At 70.3% G+C, this 3,424-nt stretch carries 4 protein-coding genes; all 4 read right to left on the bottom strand.

All coding sequences use genetic code 11. From position 1 onward, the window contains the following. Positions 1 to 39: 39 nt before the first annotated feature. The 4 genes from I6U14_RS11560 to atpD are packed head-to-tail and all read right to left on the bottom strand — an operon-like array spanning position 40 to position 3,371. A complete protein-coding gene (locus tag I6U14_RS11560) occupies positions 40 to 1,233 on the bottom strand; it encodes a cation:proton antiporter (RefSeq protein WP_296899474.1) in 1,194 nt (397 codons plus the stop codon). Beyond that, the gene (locus tag I6U14_RS11555) at positions 1,233 to 1,601 is read right to left on the bottom strand and encodes an AtpZ/AtpI family protein (RefSeq protein WP_296899473.1); all 369 of its coding nucleotides are present in this window, start codon (positions 1,599 to 1,601) and stop codon (positions 1,233 to 1,235) included. The genes I6U14_RS11560 and I6U14_RS11555 overlap by 1 nt, the downstream gene beginning before the upstream one ends. Further along, a complete protein-coding gene (locus I6U14_RS11550) occupies positions 1,601 to 2,029 on the bottom strand; it encodes a F0F1 ATP synthase subunit epsilon (protein ID WP_296899472.1) in 429 nt (142 codons plus the stop codon). Before I6U14_RS11550 ends, I6U14_RS11555 begins: the two co-directional genes overlap by 1 nt. Beyond that, positions 2,022 to 3,371, bottom strand: coding sequence for a F0F1 ATP synthase subunit beta (gene atpD / locus I6U14_RS11545; RefSeq protein ID WP_296899476.1), 1,350 nt, complete (start codon positions 3,369 to 3,371; stop codon positions 2,022 to 2,024). The genes I6U14_RS11550 and atpD overlap by 8 nt, the downstream gene beginning before the upstream one ends. Positions 3,372 to 3,424: the final 53 nt, after the last annotated feature.

Raw genomic sequence — 3,424 nt, 5'->3', positions numbered from 1 at the left:
CCGCGAGCACCAGTGCTGCGATGATGAACGGACCCGCGCTCATGTGGGCACCTCTCCGGCCTTGCGCAGGGCAAAGCGGGTGGCCACCGGACCCAGGAGCTCAAAGACAACTGTCGAGCCGAACACCGTCGGCAGGATCAGGTCCTCGAGCGCCGGGAAACTCTGCACCGCCACCAGCGCCAGGCCGAGTGCGACGCCCGCCTGGGGCAACACCGCAAAGCCGATCCAGTGGTAGATCCGCGGCGGTGCGCCGCCCAGACGCCCGCCCAGCTGGGCGCCGGCGTAGAGCCCGGCGCTGCGCAGCAGGATGTAGACGGCGCCGATGAGCCCCACCGCCTGCAGTGACTCGAGCTCCAGCGCGGCGCCGGCGAGCAGGAAAAACAAGATCAGATACGGCCACTCGATGCCCTCGATGGCGCGAAACGGCCGGCTGTGGTGCTTGGCACGGCTCGCCACCACGGCGCCGAGGGTGACGCAGGCAAGGAGGTAAGACACCTCCAGCCAGAGCGCGATGCCGGAGCAGAGCATCACAAAGCCCAGCGCCTCCGCCTGGGTCGGCTCGCCGTTACGGATGCGGCCGGTGAGCCAAGCCATCGGCAGCCCCAGCAGGGCGCCAAGGCCGACGGCACCCACCAGCTCCCAGAACGCGCCGAGCAGCTCGCGTGCCTCTCCGCCTTGGCCCGCAAAGGCTTGGGCGGCGCTGAGCAGCACAGTGAAGATCATGATGCCCCAGGCATCGTCGATGGCCACCAAACCGAGCAGCGTCTGCGTAAACTCGCCCTCGGCATTCGCCTCGTGCACCACGTCGAATGTGGCCGCCGGCGCTGTCGCCGGGGCGATGCCCGCGAGCAGCAGGGCGGTTTGAAGGCTCGCGCCTACGAGCAGAAGCCCGACGCAGACAAACAGGCTCGCCAACAGCACCTTGCACGCCGACAACACCAGCACGCGGCGGCCGAGCTTGCGCAGCGCATCCGGGGTCAGCTGCCCGCCGATCAGAAAGCCGACCATGGCGAGCGCGATGTTGGTGAGCACCGGGAACCAGCGCTCGGTGAAGGGCGGCAGCAGGTCCAGCACCGAAGGCCCCACCAGCACCCCCGCCAGCAGCAGCAGCGTCACGCGTGGCAGCGGCGTGTGGCGGCCGACCAGATCCGCCACCAGCCCGGCGAGGAAGATGGCGCCGACGGTGAGCAGGATGGGGGCCACCTGCGCGGCGCTTTGGCCTGCATGCTCCATCAGTCGCCCCCGCTCTCACGCCGGACCCAGAACCAGGCGTTCAGCACGCCCAGGGCCACGCCCAGCAGCAGGAAGGTCAGGGTCCAGGAGGCCTGCGCTGCCGGCCAGGTGCGGTCGAGCCAAAGCCCGAGGGCCACACCGGCGAGCGTCGGGATAGCCACTGCCCAGCCCACCATGCCGAACATGCCGAGCCAGAAGAAGACGCTGCGGTCTTCGCTGGCCCGGGCGCGCTGCTTGCGCGCGGCCTTGCGGCCGACGCTGTCGCGAAAGCGCTGCTCCGGCGGCTGCCCCGGATGGGCCGAGCGCCGCTCGGGGTGCTGGTCCGGCCGCTGCTTGCGGCGGGCGTGCTTGTCCTCGGCGGCGGGCATCAGGGCTGTGCCTCCACGTCAAGAAAGCGTCGGAGCGTCCCGGCCTCGAGCCGGGCCAGCGCACTGCGGGCCTCCCGTTGGTGCTCGTCCAGACCATGGAACGCCTCCTCTACGGTTTCGCGCAGGCTAGTCAGATCGGCACCTTCGACGGCGTTGAAGCAGGCCACGCGGACCTCGTCGCCGGCCTTGACCAGCGTGCCCGTGTCCACCGCGCAGAGGTGCTCCCTGCCCTCGGTGTCCGTGTAGAGCAGAATCCCCGGCACCAGCGCCGCCACCCAGTCGGCGTGCCGGGGCAGGATGCAGAAGGCGCCGTCCTCGGCCTCGGCGATCACCTTGGTGACCGCCGCGTCCACCAGCGTCTCCGTGGGCAGGAAGAGCCGCAGCCTGAGTGTCTGTGTGCGGTCGTCGGTGCGCGCCGGCTCACTCATCGAGCGCCCCCCGCATGTAGAGGTCTTGCTCGTCCACGTCGGCGAATTCCCCCGCGAGGATGCGCTCGCAGCCCTCCAGGGTCTGCTCCAGCTCCACCAGCTGCCCGGGCTGGCCGGTGAAGTGCTCGGTGGTGAAGAAGGGCTGGGTGAGAAAGCGCTCCAGTCGCCGCGCCTTGCTCACCGTGGCACGGTCCTGCCGGGAGAGCTCTTCCTCACCGAGCATGGCGATGATGTCCTTCAGCTCTTCGTACTCGGCGAGGGTCGCACGCACGTCCTGGGCGACCCGATAGTGGCGCTCGCCGACGATGGCGGGGGTGAGCATTTTGGACTCCGATTGCAACGGGTCCACCGCCGGATACAGGCCCTGACTCGCCCGTTTGCGCGAGAGCACGATGGATGCGGAAAGGTGCCCGAAGATGTGTGCGGCGGCAGGGTCGGTCAGGTCGTCGGCGGGCACATAGACCGCCTGCACCGAGGTGATGGCGGCGCTCGCCGAGCTGCAGATGCGCTCCTCCAGGTCGGCCAGCTCCGTGGCCAGGGTTGGCTGATAGCCCACGCGCGAGGGGATGCGTCCCATGAGTCCGGACACCTCGGTGCCGGACTGCACGTAGCGGAAGATGTTGTCGATGAGCAGCAGCACGTTGCGGTGCGCCTGGTCGCGAAACCACTCGGCGATGCTGAGCGCCGCGTGGCCGACGCGAAAGCGCGCCCCCGGCGGCTCGTTCATCTGGCCAAAGAGCATCACCGTATGGTCGAGCACGCCGGCGTCGCGCATGTCGCGGTAAAGCTCCTCGGCCTCGCGGGAGCGCTCGCCGATGCCGCAGAACAGGCTGATCCCCTGATAGTGGCCCACCATGTTGTGGATCAGCTCGGTGATGAGCACGGTCTTGCCGACCCCGGCGCCCCCGAACAGCCCGGCCTTGCCGCCGGCCTCCAGCGGGGCGAGCAGGTCCAGCGCCTTGATGCCGGTGGTAAAGATCTCTGTGCGGGTAACGCGCTCGGCGAGCGGGAGGGGCGGGCGGTGGATGGGCCAATGATCCAGGTCTTTCAGTGCGTCGCCGCGGTCGATGGTCTCGCCGAAGACGTTCAGCACCCGCCCCAGCAGTGCCTCGCCAACGGGCACCTGGAGCGGCCCGCCGGTGTCGACCACGCGCATGCCACGGGCAAGGCCGCGGGTGGGGGTGCGGGCGATGCAGCGCCCCCGGTCGCGGTCCAGCAGGCCCGCCACCTCCAGCACCCTCCCGTCGTCAGGGCCTGTCCGCACTGCCTGCTTTCGCCCCGGCAGCGGCGGCGGCACGCGGCCGTCGACGCCGCCGCCCCGGCCCGAGCTCCACCGGCCCACCTGGGCTTGAAGACGCGCCCGCGCCGGCTGCGGGGACACCGGCCGGCGGGGGG

The sequence above is a fragment of the Thiohalocapsa sp. genome, from assembly GCF_019695415.1.
In the GTDB taxonomy this organism is placed as follows: domain Bacteria; phylum Pseudomonadota; class Gammaproteobacteria; order Chromatiales; family Chromatiaceae; genus Thiohalocapsa.
Note: the sequence above shows the minus strand (reverse complement) of the source record. Positions and strands in the feature narration are given on the sequence as shown.

What these genes read in the sequence shown, in the direction of transcription:
- I6U14_RS11560 (WP_296899474.1), bottom strand. Translation starts at nt 1,233, where the DNA reads ATGGAGCATGCAGGCCAAAGCGCCGCGCAGGTGGCCCCCATCCTGCTC.
- I6U14_RS11555 (WP_296899473.1), bottom strand. Translation starts at nt 1,601, where the DNA reads ATGCCCGCCGCCGAGGACAAGCACGCCCGCCGCAAGCAGCGGCCGGAC.
- I6U14_RS11550 (WP_296899472.1), bottom strand. Translation starts at nt 2,029, where the DNA reads ATGAGTGAGCCGGCGCGCACCGACGACCGCACACAGACACTCAGGCTG.